The 14883-nt window shown below is 62.1% G+C and carries 9 protein-coding genes; 3 read left to right on the top strand and 6 right to left on the bottom strand.

Annotated elements, in window-relative coordinates; all coding sequences use genetic code 11:
* Positions 1 to 23: 23 nt before the first annotated feature.
* Genes H620_RS0105695 through mnxG form a run of 4 tightly spaced genes read right to left on the bottom strand, consistent with a single transcriptional unit; the run spans position 24 to position 9196 of the window.
* The gene (locus H620_RS0105695; RefSeq protein WP_023380660.1) at positions 24 to 689 is read right to left on the bottom strand and encodes an SCO family protein; all 666 of its coding nucleotides are present in this window, start codon (positions 687 to 689) and stop codon (positions 24 to 26) included.
* Positions 686 to 1351 (bottom strand): SCO family protein, encoded by a 666-nt coding sequence (locus H620_RS0105690; RefSeq protein ID WP_023380661.1) that lies wholly within the window; start codon positions 1349 to 1351, stop codon positions 686 to 688. The genes H620_RS0105695 and H620_RS0105690 overlap by 4 nt, the downstream gene beginning before the upstream one ends.
* Positions 1348 to 3324 (bottom strand): cytochrome D1 domain-containing protein, encoded by a 1977-nt coding sequence (locus H620_RS0105685; RefSeq protein ID WP_023380662.1) that lies wholly within the window; start codon positions 3322 to 3324, stop codon positions 1348 to 1350. The genes H620_RS0105690 and H620_RS0105685 overlap by 4 nt, the downstream gene beginning before the upstream one ends.
* A gap of 16 nt (positions 3325 to 3340) precedes the next feature.
* Entirely contained in the window at positions 3341 to 9196 is a 5856-nt protein-coding gene (gene mnxG / locus H620_RS0105680; protein WP_027906918.1) for a manganese-oxidizing multicopper oxidase MnxG, read from the bottom strand.
* A 322-nt stretch (positions 9197 to 9518) separates the two neighbouring features.
* Between mnxG and H620_RS0105675 the strand changes: the two genes are divergently transcribed.
* Positions 9519 to 10382: a GGDEF domain-containing protein gene (locus H620_RS0105675; RefSeq protein ID WP_027906917.1), complete on the top strand. Its 864-nt coding sequence runs from the start codon at positions 9519 to 9521 to the stop codon at positions 10380 to 10382.
* 106 nt (positions 10383 to 10488) lie between these two features.
* On the top strand, positions 10489 to 10824 hold the full coding sequence (locus tag H620_RS0105670) for a hypothetical protein (protein WP_023380665.1): 336 nt from the start codon (positions 10489 to 10491) through the stop codon (positions 10822 to 10824).
* 57 nt (positions 10825 to 10881) lie between these two features.
* Here the strand turns inward: H620_RS0105670 and H620_RS0105665 are convergent, their stop codons facing one another.
* Together H620_RS0105665 and H620_RS0105660 are read right to left on the bottom strand one after the other, a co-directional pair.
* Positions 10882 to 13689 carry an amino acid adenylation domain-containing protein gene (locus H620_RS0105665; RefSeq protein WP_027906916.1) on the bottom strand — a complete coding sequence of 936 codons (2808 nt, stop codon included), beginning with the start codon at positions 13687 to 13689 and terminating at the stop codon, positions 10882 to 10884.
* 198 nt (positions 13690 to 13887) lie between these two features.
* Entirely contained in the window at positions 13888 to 14079 is a 192-nt protein-coding gene (locus H620_RS0105660; protein WP_023380667.1) for a DUF1289 domain-containing protein, read from the bottom strand.
* Between the two features lie 443 nt (positions 14080 to 14522).
* Between H620_RS0105660 and H620_RS0105655 the strand changes: the two genes are divergently transcribed.
* Positions 14523 to 14883 (top strand): helix-turn-helix domain-containing protein (locus H620_RS0105655; protein ID WP_027906915.1); only part of this gene is annotated, 361 nt, incomplete at its 3' end.

Here is a 14883-nt window from a genome sequence, read left to right as displayed (position 1 = left end):
GAACACGGGGCCGCACATGGTGTTCACCGACCTGCAAGGGGTTGGGCCAACAGCTGCATACGCTGGGCGATGGCCTCTGGCGGTGCGTCCGGACGGATCTTGCTCCAGCGTTTGCCTGCCACATCCCCGGCAATCAACTGGGTCGAATGCTGTTCGGGGCTAGGCAGGAACTGGCCGATACGCCCCAGCACCAGGTCGACACTGGCCTTGTCACCCGTCAGGAACAGCCAGTTGGGGCCATCGACACCTTGCTTACGGGCATAGGCCTTTAGCGCAGCAGGCGTGTCGTTTAGCGGGTCGCTGCTGATGGAGATGAAAGTCACCTGGTTGGCCAGTTCCGGCCCCATGGCGGTTCGTACCTCCTGCAACTTGCGAGTGATCAGCGGACAGGCGTCGTTACAGTGGGTGAAGATTACGTTCAGCATCACCACCTTGTCCTTGAGCACATCACTGTAGAAGCGCAGCGCGCGACCGTTCTGGTCCACCAGCAGGGTGTCGGTGAACCAGGTGTGGGCGTCGCGGGTGCCGCCGCCACTGCTGTACGCGTGCGGTGCCGGTTGTGGCGCCGGGGCATCCGGCGCATGGCCGTCGTGAGCCAACGCCACCGAGGTGAGGATCCACAGGCAACCGACAAGCATCAGCCAGTCGAAACTACGCATGCCGCAACGGCGAGAGGTCAGGCTGCTCATGGTTGCACCTCGGACTGCTCAGGGTTGGCGGCGATCGCCGTGCTCTTGGCGTGCACCCGGCGGGCGCTGAGGCGGTTGATTTCCTCGATCAGCACGGCCGGGTCGGTAAAGCCGTAATAGCGCGTCCAGTGGCCGCTGCGACCGTCGCCTACCAGAATCAGGGGCGGATGCTGGCGCAGGTCGGCGCTGAAGCTCCCCAGGCCCTTGAGGGTCTCGCTGATGGCATAGGGCGAGCCGGTCAGCCAGCTCCAGCCAGGCCCATGCTGGAAGGCCTTGGCATAGTCGCGCAGGCGCTTGGCGTCATCGCGCTGGGGGTCGACGCTGATCGACACCAGTTGGATCTCCTCACCTACGCGGCCGCCCAGTTGCTGCTGCACCTTGCCCATGATCGAAGACACCACGGGGCACACCGTGGTGCAACGGGTGTAGATGAAGCCCATGACCACCAGACGCTCGCCCACCAGGTCTGTCTCCAGGCGCACCGGCATGCCGTTCTGGTCCAGCAGTGCCACATCGGCAAAACGAACGCTGGCCTTCTCCTGACGCGCAGCCGGAGGTTGCTCGGCGGCACCGCTGTGGTCGTGGCCGGCGTGGGCCTGCGCGAGGTTGCTGGCCAGGACCAGGCTCAGGGCAAGCACTTTGCAAGCATGCAGGCTGTTCATCGCACACTCCTAGTTTCAGCTTCAGGGGCTTTTGACACGGTGGCCGGCAGGACACGCAGGCTGGTGTAGTTTTCCTCGGCGAACTTGCGACCCAGCGAAGGCGACTGGACATGCAGGTACCAGGCGCCCGCCTCGGGCAGGTTCAGCGCAGCCTGGTAGACCCCCTCGCCCACTTCCTTCAACGCCTCGGTGCGCGGCATTGAAGAAGGTGCTAGAAAGTAGCGCAGGCTCAGGTCACTCAACCCTTCGCGTGGTTTGCCGTCATCGCCGAGAATGCGTACCCGAGCGGTGAACGCGCCCTGTTGCGCCAGAGGTTGGTCGGTGCCGATGAATTCGGCATGGGCACCCTTGCGTCTGAGCGCATTGGGAGCGCTCGTCACATCGGTACTGAAGCAGTGGATGATCTGCGGTTGGTTGAGCAGGAAGGCGACATCGAACTTGCCGGCCGCCGGCAGTTTCACCGTCGAACCATACACACCCGGCGCCAGTTCGCGCAGGCTGCGGTCGATGACGATGGCGGCGCGGGCCTGGTGGCCCCGGTTGTTGTAGCCGGACATAGGGGCATTCATGCCCTCGGCATAGAAGTAGGTGGTGTTGTCTACCGGGTTGACCACGAACACCGAGTTGTCATCGCGTGACACCGACAGGCCTTGTGCGAGCGGCAAGTCACCCGCCTGGCGCGGCGCGGCGGGGCCGGCTTCGAACCCCTGGGTGATTGGCTCACGTCCCTCGCCCAGGCTGCTGAGGTTGATCATGCTGACTTTGGGCGAGGCCAGGCCGCGCACATAGGCATAACCTTTGGTGAAGGTCAGCTGGTACGGTTCGGCTGCGACTGGGATGCGGTGGATCAAAACGTCGGTACTGGCATCGATGACCAGGGCCTGGCTCTCCAGCGTGTTCAGCACGATGCCGTAGCGACCGTCGCTGCTAAAGCGCATCGGTCCCAGGCCCTGCTCTGCCTTGATGATGTGGCGCAATTGATGACTGCGGGCATCGAACACCCGCACCGAGCCCTCCTTGCCATCGACCACATAGATCGCCTGGGACAGCTGCGAATAGGCCACCGAAAGCGGGTGCGGGCCTACCTGCAGGGTCTTGAGCAGGCGCATTTCGGGGATATCGATGATGCTGAGCGTGCCGCCATCGCGGTTGGTGATGAAGGCGTAGCGCGAGTCGCCGCTAAACGCGATTTCGTGGTGGCCGGAACCGGTGGCGAACGATTTCAGCGTCGTGCGTGCGGGTATGTCGATCACGGTCACCCCGCCCTTGGCCGGGTCGTCGCTGTTGTTGCCGACCCATAGCCGATGCTGGTCTGGCTGCAGCGCAACGCGCACAGGCTGATCGCCGGCGTCGAGCGTTGCCACGCGGGTGAAGGTTTCAGTGTCGATCACCGCCACCTTGCCGCGCTCTGGGATCGACACGAACACCTGTTTGTCGTCACCCGTGGCAGTCCAGTCCATCGGCCGCCCTGGCAGTTCGATGCGCGCCAAGGTACTGGTCACGCCGCCGACCGATACGGTAGGGTCGATCACGGTCAGGCTGGCGTCCTTGTTCAGCACGAGGAGGAAGTAGCTGTTGAGGTCGAGCAAGGGCCTGGCACCGATGCTGCTTTTGAGGAACAGCGCCACCCTCGCCTTGCAGCTGTTGTCACGCTCGCCGCTGGGTGCCGACTGGGCCGGGTCGATCCAGGCACCCGGCGCCATGCCCGACAGCGGCTGACCGCTGGTCTGGTCGCTCACCTTGAAGCGGATGTTGGCGAAATCGCCCTCGCGCAACTCGCCACCGGCCAGTGGCCGCGCCTCGAACTCCACGGTCACGCCGTCCCGGCTCATCCGGTGCAGGGCCTGCTCGTCGGCAGCCTCTTGCAACAACTCGCGAGGGTCGCACCAGAGCTTCTCATACGCAACGCCCAGGCCGATCAGCGCAACCCCCAGCATTACCCCCATCAAAGCAGGGCGAGTCTTCTTGTTCATGCTCGCGTTCCCCTCGTCACTGCGCTGGCGCCGTCGTCGGCGGTGCTTCGTTGGTTACCCGCAGGATGCCCCACAGCCCGGAAAGGTTGCCGTAAGCGGCATAGTCGCGGAACAGGTAGTCGCCTGGTATGGCATTGGCGCCCCCGGCACTTGGCAGCATGAAGCTGAAGTGCGCGGCTGGCAGCACACTCTCCTGGGCACCTATGTACATCGACATCGGGTTGTAGCCGAAGCGGACCGATCCGATCCCCGGCAAGCTGCTCGGGTAGCCATCGACATCGTTCTTCTCTGCCTGGTACGCGTGCAGTGGCCACAGATGCCCGTCCAGCTGGTAGGTCATGCCTCGGCTGCCCCCACTGGGCATGACGATGTGGTTGCGCACCGCCTGGCCAGGCTTGGCATACAGCACCGGGGTCAGCGGGTCGCCACCGACCAGGGCGTTGCTGTAGGCCATGTGGGCATTGGGCACGTCACCAAAGCCCAGGCCATCGGCGCGGCCGAACGGTGAGTCCGGGGCCATGCCGAAGCGCAGCCACAGCGGTTCGGTCTTGTAGTTGACGGCCATGTTGCCGTTGTCCTGGGGATCGCCCGCCGCCCCATTGCCCTCGGTGTTGATGCCTTCCACTGGACGGCCATCAGCCCAACGCATGTTCAGCGCTCGTTGCCAGACCGTGACGAAGTCGCGGTAGTCCGGCTGGCCAGAGACCTTCACCGTGGCCTGGGCGCGGCTGGCAGTGTCCTCGGTCCAGGTCGCGGTTTGCGGCAGGATGCTCATGGCGCCCACCAGGCCTTTCTGCGGCTGTTTGATGACGTCCGAAGGGGTCAGGTTGAGGCCACCGAACTCGATGGGGGTGGTGTTGATGTTGTCCACCGTGCGCCCCAGTTGCAGCGCCGGCTTGCCCTCCCGTTCCAGATGCCCGGCGTAGTACTGGTACACCTTGGTCGGGTAGGCACCACTGGTACCAGTGCGTGGTGGAACGGTCTGCACCGGGTTCAGGCCCACGTTCACGCCATCGGACTTGGTGATGTCATAGGCCAGCAGTTGCGCGTGCAGGCCCACATGGCTGGACGGACGCATCAGGTTGTTGGCGAAGGCTGTGGAACCTTCGCTGTCGAAGCGGTCGCGCTTGACCACGTTGTGCATCACGGCGGTACTTGGCAGGTCTGGCATCACCAAGGGCAGACGGTTTTCCAGGGTGATGCTGATGCAATCGCCTGCGTTGGCGCGCAGAATCAGCGGCTCCACCGGCACCCCCGCCTTGAGCTTGCCGGTGGTGGCGTCCAGGTCGGCCTTGCGCACGTACAGCACGGCGGTGGGGTCATGCAGCGGTGCGCTGTGGCCACCGATGGTGAAGGTCCCTCCGTCCTCCGGATCGACACCCGAGACTTGCGCGATGCTGGTCCTGCGGCTGTTGAACACCAGCGTGCCGCCATTGGCCTTGAGCGGTCCGCCGACATGCTGGCCAATACCGGCAGGGTCGTTGATGCTGACCCCGTTGCGGTTTTCCAGAATGTCGTTGGCCAGCGCCGCAACGATCTCGTAGTTGCGCTTGACCGTCGTACGGGTGCCGATGCCATTGGGGTTGGCGGTGGTTTTCGGGCAGATACCGTCAAAGTTCACCGTGTTACGCATCGCCACCGGCTGTGGGTTGTTAGGCAGCGGGTAGAGGTCGGCGCGTTGGGCGGTATAGTTGCGCATGATGCCCCAGATGCCGTTCCAGTAGCCCTCGAGTGCCGCATCGAGGGAGTACAGATAATCGCCATTGGTCGCGGCAGAACTGGAGATCATCGACACCGGCGCCATGAAGCCCAGCTGCTCGGAAATACCGATCATCTGCGAGGACTTCCAACCCGAGTTGGAGCTGTTGCCGAAGCCGCTGCCGTTCTGCAGCCACTTGACACCGTGCAGAGTGACGTTGTGCTCCTCTTCATGCCCACCAGCGTGCATGCGCAGGCGGACGTTGTCGCCCGAGTAGGTGCGCAGCATTGGGGTGAACGGGTCGCCTGGCTCGCTGCCAGCCTTGTTGATGTGCGGCGGGAACAGCGTGGTGCCACCGGTAGGCCCGACTGCCGAGGTGATCGCCGAAGGCGCCAGGTTCATTGCCGGAATCGCGCGGTCGGTCCGGCTTTGCAGGGCATAGCTCAGGTCGCCGCCGAGGCCGTCGGCCTGCATGCCACGCTTGCCGTCCGGACCGACCTTGTTCGGGTCGAACACACGCAGGGCAAGCGGCTCGTTGCGATAGTTGACGACGAACATGCCGGGGTCGTCCACGGAGATCGCCTGCGGGCATGGGCGGGTCGGGCAGCCAGGGTTGATGCCGCCGCGTTCTTCGACGATCGCTTCCAGCAGGTTCGACGCCTTACCCCGCACTGGCGGGTTGATGGCGTAGCGGAAACTATCGCCGGTAGCCGGATAGGCCTGACCATTGGGGATGCCGTCGGGACCGGCACCTACATACACGCCGGCTTCATAGGCATGCTGGAAGTCGCTGTACTCCAGGAAGAACTCGCGATAGCTGTCGTTCTTGCCGTCCCCATCGTTATCCCCCGTCTGGATTACTGCCTGCCACGAGGTCGGGCCGCCGTCCTGGCGCAGGGCCGGGTTGTACAATTGCTCGCCGGTTTCGGCGTGGTACCAGGTGGACCCTGCGGGTTCGGCCAGCACGGTGGCGTACAAGCCCAGTTGCTGGTGGGTCGATGGGCCGAGGTGGTCGTGGGTGAAGATGGTGCCCAAGCCACGGTCGACGTTGTACACGTTGACCAGTGGGTCGGCGAACCAACGCTGCATTGCCGAGCGCGCGCCGAGCCAGTCGGCCCTGCCGAAGCGACCGAAATACGGATGTTGCTTGGCTTTCGGGCAGGCAGCGGTGCCGTCCCGCGCGTCGCCTTCACTGCAGTTGTTGAAGGAACGGATGGCAGCTATGCGCTCGACGACGCTGCCAGGCGAGAGAATGCCGTCTTCATAGTTCCAGCCGTTGGCCGAACCATCGGCCGCCGTGAGATCCCATTTCGGCAAGTGAATGTGCTGCCCGATCACATCGGTCGGGGTCCGTACCTGGTAGTCGTCCATTTCATAGAACGACGGGATCAGGTTGGTGTGGGTGTACATCGTGCAGTCGAAGGTGTTCATGCGCATCACCAGCGGCTCGGGTGGACGCTGCTTGGTGATGACCGGCCAGGCGTCCTCCCAGAGTGAGAGAATACGCGCCTGCGGGAAGTGGTAGCCGACCTTGTTGTACACCGCGTCGAACTGGATGTTGGCAGCTTTGTAGATACGTGGACGGTCGGCGGTGAAGGTGGACGAGCCGCGGAAGCTCATGCCCATCAGGCTTTCACCACTGAAGAAATCACCGGGGCCCGAGGTTTGGGTCAGGCGTTTGCCTCGGTCATCCATGCACGGCTCATAGAAGGGTGCACCCGCGGTTGGCAGTGCACCGTTGGTGCGAAACGCCTTGGCAACCGGCTGGCTACCGGGGATGAGCGCATAGCTTGGGTGTTCGGCCTTGGCGTGGAACTGCATGGCCGCCTGCTCGACGTCGGTACCTTCTTCCGGCAAGTAGATGGGCTTGGCCTTTTCAACCACCTTGGAGAAGTCCAGCTTGGTCATGGTGGTGACAGCCTCGCCACCTGCGGATACGCCGTCGAGTGCATGGCGGCCCAGCCCCCCGTCCCAGCCATCGACCTGGTTCGGGTCGAGGTTGGCCCACAGGGCCTTGCCGCTGTCCTTCAGTTGTCGGGCCAACGCCGGGTCGAGCATGTCCAGCGGTGGGGTCGGTGGCCGTTGGCCCACACTGCTCTCCATGCCGCCGATCCAGAACGGATAGCCGGGGTTCTTCAGTGTGCCATCGGCGTTGCGGTTGGCCTCGGTACGGTCCACCAGTGCCAGTGAGCCCACCGCCTTGGCTACTGCAGGCTCATGACCATGATCGTCGTCACCCTCCTCTTGACCCTCGTTTTCTTCCTGCCCAGCCACCAGGGACTCGGACAGCTTTGGCACCACCACGACCTTGCCTGGCATCGGCGCCATGGCCTTGCCCGGGAGCGGCACGATGGCCGGAATTGGTGTACCGGCGACAATCTCGCCGTCAGGCAAAGCACGGGCGCCCGCAGCGGGTTTGCCGCTGCGCAAGGCGAATGGCGTGCTGTGGTAGCCGCTCTCGCCCTGCCCGCTGACCTCCAGGCGCGTGCCTTCCTCGAACACATCGTGCACCCGCCACATTGCCCACATGCCTTGCGCGAAGTGTGGGTAGAAATGGCAGTGGTAGATGGCATCGCCTGCCACACGGTTACGGTTGCCCGAGCCACCGTTGGCGATTTCGTAGGTGTAGCCGATACCCGGCCCGATACCTTGGGCATCGATGTAGTCGGAGTTGTCGTCATTGGGGTTGAACAGCCACTGGTGCCCGTGCAAGTGGAAAATGTGCTGTTCATGACCATTATGAGTGTTGCGGAATTTGGTGAAATCACCGATGTAGCTGTGGTGCACGTTGGCCGGCTCCGCCGGGTACAGCGCCATGCTGGCCTTGACGCCGATGGCACTGGCCGGTGGTACTTCGCCTGGGCGGATGTGCTCCAGGCCAACGTTGGCCGGGACATCCACCAGGGTACCGATGTCTCCTACGGTATGGGCGCTCAGGAAGAACTCTTCATACGCGCACGACAGGCAGTCGTGCATCGGCCCAACGCCCAGGCGATTGGCCACCACCTCCGCGCCCATGCCGCCAGAGCCATAGTTGATCATGAACGAGTCGCGGGCCGGCTCCAGCACATGCCCCATCACCGGGTCGGCCCAATAGCCAGGAAACGCCTGGGTGCCTGCGACTTCATCGGCAAACTGCGAGGCGAAGTCGCGGAAGGCTTCCAGCCGGTTGGGCAATGCCGGGTTGCGTTTATTGATGCTTTCCAGCGGATAGGTCGAGCGCGGGAAACTGCCGTCCGGGTTGGGCCCCATGACGATCGCATCGGTGTCGCTGCTGAGAATCTCGTTGCCGTCGACCATGGCGATGATCGGCTTGCCGGCCTTGCCTTCGGCGATCCAGGGTTCGACCTGCGGGTATCGCGCTTCATAGTCGATTACCGGCTGGCCGGTGGCAGTACGCCCCGTCGTGGCCAGGCGCATTTCCTCTTCAGTCAACGTGTTTCGGTAAGTACGACCCAGTTTGGGTACCACCACCACCTGCCCGAACAAGCCGTTGGCAACATTGCCAGCGGCACCTTCGCCGCCAAAGGTCGCGGCCTTGCTGGTGGCTGCAAATGCGCCTTCACGCTCGGCATACAGGGTGTAACTGCGAGTACTGCCGGGCGCAACCAGGAAATTGCCGTTACGACCGGTGTTGGCAGAGATGTCGGCAATGCTGTTGACCGCCTGCATGCCATTGACCTGGAAGCCGACCAGTCGCTCGGCGACCTGCTCATCGGCAACGAAACCTTCGCCGCCTTCATTCTCGACCTGGTTCTCGACTTCCGCCTCCCCCTCGCCTTCAGGTGCTTCCACATCGAAGCCATGTTTGTTGGGGTTGGCCTTGTAATCGAGCAGGTTGGTCAGGTTGACGGTCAGGCAATCACCGGCAGCCACCCGCAGCACGATCGGCCGCGGGCGCTTGTCCGGGCGCAGGGTGACCTTACCCGGTACGGCCGCACCGCCATTGCTGAGCGGTACGAGGTTTTCATCCACCACATCCTGGCGGAGTGCGAACATCATGCCGTTGGCGTTTTGTGCGCCGAGGCGGTTGAACATCAGGGGCTGGTCCAATGCCACCACGTTGGCGACCAAGGTGCGCTGGCACTGCACCGCCGCTTCGCTGGTAGCCTGCCAACCGAGGACGGCCAGCACGAGTGAGGTCAGGACAGAGCCTTTGATCGGGGTCGACATGCTGCACCTCCGGGACACAGGTAAACTGCGAGGAGACGGAGCAAGGTGTATGCCATTTGGTAAAATGGCAGTATTTTCAATTACTTGAATAATCTACCGAACGGTATTGGGGAGGATTCCCCACCCCTGTTCCCCCAATTGGGGGGAACCGCTGGCAAGCGCCAGTTGGACTCAAGGTGCTTTCGCTTCTTATTCAGTACATATCGCCGCTGGCAAATCTTGCGTCGGCCCTTGCGCAAGCCCCCCGGAAATCTGCAGGATTACACGCCGCCCTTCTTCAAGAACGGGCAATGATCAAGTGCCGCACAGGACACCGTTGCCGATGCCCGTCGACCTGCAAACACTCTACCCAAGACTGATCCACCTGATGCTGGACACTGTGTTCGTAGTCGACCGGGACAACCAGATCGTTTTCGTCAGCGATGCGTGCGAGGCCCTGCTGGGTTACCGCGCTGAAGAGCTGATGGGCACCCTGATCACCGACTACATGCATCCAGATGACCTGTCGACGACCCGTGCGTCAATCATCAGGGTGATGAACGGTCAACCCCATTTCGATTTTCGTAACCGCTACCTGCGCAAGGATGGCGAAGTCGTGCACATCCTGTGGTCGGCCTTCTGGTCCGAAGAGATCGGTGCTCGCATCGGCGTCGCGCGGAACGTGTCGGCTCTGACCAAGGCTGAGGAGGATCTGCGCTTTCTCGCCCACCACGACCCATTGACCAAGCTGACCAACCGCTCGATTTTCAACGACCGGCTCGAATCGGCACTGCGGGCTGCTCAACGTCACGGCCGCAGTCTGGCGTTGCTGTTCCTGGACATAGATGATTTCAAGCACATCAACGATGTCCATGGGCATGCGATGGGCGACCGCGTGCTGTGCATGATCGCCAGGCGTCTGGAAGGCTGCGTGCGCGAGACCGATACGGTGGCGCGCATCGGTGGGGATGAATTCACGGTGCTGATGACCGATGTCCAATCGCAGACCGCCGTGTCAGAGAAGGTCGCGCAGATACTGGCGGTGATGTCCGAGCCGTTGGGGACCGAATTCAATGGGCTGAACATGCCGTCCTGCAGCGTTGGCGTGGCCTACTACCCCGAAGATGGGGAAGACGCCGATACCCTGCTCAGCCGTGCCGATGGCGATATGTACCGGGTCAAACGACAACGCTCCACCACGGGCTGAATTTTTTAGGCAAAATGCCACCACTCTGACTTTCAATCCCTGAACCCTGCCGCTAGAGTGTCGCCGCCGGGAATTGGATCCCGGTCCTCGTGTCATGGAGAAGTCAGTGAAGTACCTCAGCAAATGTGCAGCAGCAACCGTTCTTGGCTTGGTTCTGGCCGGTTGCACCGGAGCACCGATCCAATCTCGGCACTATGACAGCAACGAATACACCGTGCTCGGCCACAGCCAGGCAAGCGCCACGGGTATCATGCTGTTCGGCATCATTCCGATCCGCCAGAACAACCGCTTCGTTCGCGCACAGAACGCGGCCATCAAGGCCAAGGGTGGCGATGCCATGATCAATACACAAGTGCAGGAAAACTGGTTCTGGGCTTGGGTCCTCAGTGGCTACACCACCACCATCTCCGGTGATGTGATCAAGCTCAACAACGTGCAGTAACCCTTTCGCGCCACCTGTCGAGCCAGCTCGGCCGGTGGCGCAGGCCTGATCGCTGCGTCAGGCCACCGGTTCCGCGGTGTCCACACGGCGTTTCTGCCCGGAGCCATTCCAACGCATCACGACCACACGTACCGCCCAGTTCCAGCAATACCCCACCAGCACCCCGCCGACAATGGCCAGCACCACGGCAAACGCCTGGTGATCGAAAAGACGCCGCGCCACGGACTGGAATTGGAAGTGCGTCAGGTAGATGTACAGGGTCGACGAAGCAATCGCCGCCGCCGCTCGAGCGATGATCGCCGGCACTGCGACCGGCCGCAGCCAGATCAACGCGAGAATCGCCGGCAGTGCAATGTCGATAAACCCAAGTTTCGCGACCTCCTCCCCACCATGGCCCGCCAGTGCGACCAAGTCCAGCTCACCGATCACCAAGACCGCCACCGCGCTGACGACCCATTTGCGTACCGTCGAATCGGCAAAGTGCACGGCCATGCCCAACACCATGATCGCGAGGAAATGCTGTGGTACTCGGTTCAATAGCACCGTGGCGTCGAAGACGAAGGACCTCAGCAGCACATCGAGCACCACCAGCGCACAGGATGCCAGCACCAGGTTGCGGAACGGGTTGGCCATGACTCGCCTACGAATCCGGTCGACCGACAGCAGCAGTCCGATGATCACGATCATCTGCAGCAGCACCTCGATGTACCAGGAGTTGAACACGCCGACCTCGGACGTCGGGAACCAGTTGTTGATCAACAACAGCGATTGCCAATGGAAGGTATCGAACACCAGCTGAGTCAGTACGTTGTAGCCGATAGTCGGCACCGCGATGGTAGCAACGGACTTCACCAGGGTTCGGGCGTCGCCACGTTCATCGATGGCCCGGAGTTGAAACCTGGCCAGGCTAAGGCCAGAGATGAGGAACAGAACCGAGGTCTCTCCCACCAGGCGCCAGTTCTCGAACACATGGAAATGGCCGATGACGATGAGCAGGATGCACAGCACCCGGAGCAACACTGGTATTTCCATGGCCCGGGTTGCCAGCCCGGATGCCTTGGCCTGCCCGGCCATTTCCGCGAGCTCGCGCACCGCAGTGGTCTCCCACCGATCCGGTAGATGGCCAAGCAGTGACTCCAGCGCCATGGAGGCCTGGACGAAGGACAGCGAATCGCCGCCCAACTCGACGAAGGTCAGGTTGGCATCGACGTTCGGCACCTGGAGGATCCGCGCCCAGGCCTCGCTGAGCTGGACCGCCAGCGGGGATAGCTCATGGCTATCGAGCGCTGCCGTAGGTGCCTTGTCGAAGGCCGGGGGCAAGGCCCGCTTGTCTATCTTGCCGTTGGGCGTCAGGGGGATGGCATCGAGAAACACGAACAGCGCAGGCACCATATAGTCTGGCAATTCACCGCCCAAAGCATCACGCAGTGCAGCGGCCGTTACGGGCTGCGCAGGGACACAATAGGCCACCAGCCTGACCATCGGACCGTCGTGATTGGCCAGCACGACGCACTGTTTGACCTTCGGGTGGCGGGCGATGGCGTTTTCGATCTCTGCCAACTCGATACGATGCCCGCGAATCTTCACTTGACTGTCAGCACGCCCGAGGAAACTGACGCTGCCGTCTGGCAGATAGGTCCCCAGGTCGCCGGTGCGGTAACAGATGTCGTTCGCGGCCCCTGTGAAGGGGTTCACCACGAACTTGTCAGCGGTCAACTCGGCATCGTGCCAGTACCCCAGCGACAGGTACGGGCTGCGGATGTAGATCTCCCCCGTTTCACCCTCGCTGACCTGTTGCCGGGCCTCGTTCACCAACAGCAACTGCGCGCCATCGATCCCCTTGCCAAGCGGGATCTTGCCGCTTTCGGTTCTAGGATCGACCTGGTGGAACGCCATGGCCTGTGGTGTTTCGGTGGTCCCGTAGAAGTTGACACTGACCGTGAGCGGAGCGATGGCCCGGATCTGCTGGTACAACGCCGGACTCAAGGCGTCGCCGCCCCAGAACAAGTAGCGCAACCGCTCGAACACCAGTCCGTTCATTCTGGCGCCGGTTTCGATCAGCTTGCCCAAGGGCGGCGTCAGGTGCATGACCGAGATACCCTGTTGCTCGATCCAGGCGGCCAGCGCCGCCGGGTTGGTCAAGGTAGCCTGGGCTGGGCAAATGACTTTCGCCCCGATCGACAAGGGCGTGAAGACGTCCCGATATACCGGGTCGTGGCCCAGGCCCGACAGCATCGAAAAGCAGTCGTCGCGGCTGAAACCATGATGACGGACATGCCAGTCGATGAAATGCACCAGCGGTGCGTGGTGGGTCACGACTCCCTTGGGTACCCCGGTGCTGCCGGAGGTGAAGGTGATGTACGCTGGCTGGCCAGGGTCGACCTCGGGTAACGGCAGGTAGTGGCCGGCGAATCGCCGCAGGGCCTCGCCGGGCGCCTCGGGCACTTCGATCAGGCCTGGCTGCGGGCCTGAGGGGTCGAGGTCGAGCTGGGCATCACCGCACAGCAGGACCTGCACAGGTTCAAGGGTGCGGATGATCTGGTTCACTCGCGCCGTCGGATAGGCAGCGTCGGCAATGGTGAACGTCAACCCCGCCCGCAGGGCGCCGAGCATGGCGTAGACCATGCCGGCACAACGGCTGGCGACGATCACCACCCGATCGCTGCCCTGGGCACCTTTGGCCAGCAACAAGACCGCCATGGCTTGGCTGATCGCTTCAAGTTCGTGGTAACTACAGTGGGTATCGTGGGCGATGATCGCGGTGGCATCGGGCGTTTGCCTGGCCTGATGCAGGAAGTCCAGGAAGATCGGCCGCTCGGCACGGTATTCCAGGAACAGTGTCGGGTCCGGACGCGAGTCCTGCATGGTGGGTGTCTGCTCCGAGAGATCGGGACGTGCCTTGCGTGAAAACCGCAGGACGATGACAGAACGTTAGTGCACGCTGGCCGTTATCGCCAATGGACGGCGCAACGACACATCACTGGCTGATGCTGCAAGCCACTATGGAAGTGGGCTTACCCGCGAACAGGGGCAAAGCCCGACTTTCCGCATGCCTGTGGTCTTTCACTTGGACTTGGCATTTTTCTTGTTGATGGCCTTCATACGGGTGGCGGCCCGCTGCACGGTGGCCATCTTCTCCGGTCGTTTCATGCCGCGCCACTTGCGGATCTCTTCGCGCGTGCGGCCGCAACTCACGCACAATTCGCTGTTGAGCTGGCAGAGCGAGACGCAAGGGTTGTCGATGTCTTTGGCCATGGGTTGCTCCGTAATCGGGCGGAAATCATACAGCAGATACCCGTGACAGTTTGCATGGCGAGCCATGCGTTCGGGTGCAGGGTGTCGAGTTGCCACTGACTCTTCCACTTGCACCCACACTCCTTCACATCACCCCCGCGGTATGTAATGTGGCGCTTGGTGCGTTGCCTGGCGTTCCAGCCCGCGCTGGATTCGTGTCCTTTCCTATTCGTTCATGTGGCATTTTGCGTAGTCAGGGTATCTATCAAGAACGTCATTCCAAACATTTATTGATGCCTCTTCGAAAGCGGACCCATCACACTCTGCCTTCTCTTCGCTGCCGCGTAACGCAATAAAATCTTCCGCTGTGTTAATCATAATAACCACTGCACGCAAGAGATTTAAAATCAAGGGCGGCGGCAAAAACTGAGTGCAACACCTGACCAACCCGGTACAGTGTGCCTATGTCCTATCAAGAACTCAGCATCGAAGAGCGCATCACGATTCAATTTGGCCAACTCCAAGGCATGAGCCAGAGGGCTATTGCCAGGCTGCTTGATCGCAGCCCCTCGACCATTAGCCGAGCGCTTCGTCGCAACGCCCCTGAGGCGGGCCGGTACTCGGCGAGTCAGGCTCATCAGCACATGCGACACCGGCGCCTGGCTTGCTGCCCCAAGCGTAAGCTGCTGCCCGGAAGCCAACTGTTTGACCTGGTGGTTTATCTGCTGCGTAAATGCTTTTCTCCCCAGCAAATTGCCGGCAAGCTTAACGCCATGGAATTTCCGAATATTGAAGATGCATACGTCTGTCGCGAGACGATCTACA

The organism is Pseudomonas taiwanensis DSM 21245 (assembly GCF_000425785.1).
GTDB lineage: Bacteria > Pseudomonadota > Gammaproteobacteria > Pseudomonadales > Pseudomonadaceae > Aquipseudomonas > Aquipseudomonas taiwanensis.
The sequence above is the reverse complement of the archived record's forward strand: the minus strand, read 5'-3'. Positions and strand labels throughout refer to the sequence as shown.